Source organism: Mesorhizobium sp. M00.F.Ca.ET.216.01.1.1 (assembly GCF_004010325.2).
In the GTDB taxonomy this organism is placed as follows: Bacteria; Pseudomonadota; Alphaproteobacteria; order Rhizobiales; family Rhizobiaceae; genus Mesorhizobium.
On the sequence record NZ_SADR02000578.1, the window covers coordinates 1 to 283 of the forward strand.

Below are 283 nucleotides of genomic sequence, written 5' to 3' on the forward strand. Positions count from 1 at the left end.
TATTGCGCGGCTTCAGATACAGGACCGGCGCTTTTGGCGGCGCCTTGTACGGCGCGGCATGCATGGCGTCGCCGAGCGCCGCGAGCGCGGCGCGGTCGTTGAGCAAGGTTGCGTAGACAGAACCGCTGACGGGCGGACGGCACGCGATGCCGCGTGCGAGCAGCGCGGCCGCGGCGTGCGCATCCACATCGCGAGGCAACGCGTCGCCTTCCGGGTGCAGCAGATGATCGGCAAGTGCAAACATGACGGGGCTATGCCTCTGAGCGGGGACTCGACATAAACA

At 67.1% G+C, this 283-nt stretch carries 1 protein-coding gene; it reads right to left on the reverse strand.

Features of this window, described 5'->3' with window-relative positions; translation table 11 throughout:
• On the reverse strand, positions 1-244 hold a 244-nt coding region (locus EN859_RS37515), incomplete at its 3' end, for a hypothetical protein (protein WP_210237790.1).
• Between the last annotated feature and the right edge of the window lie 39 nt (positions 245-283).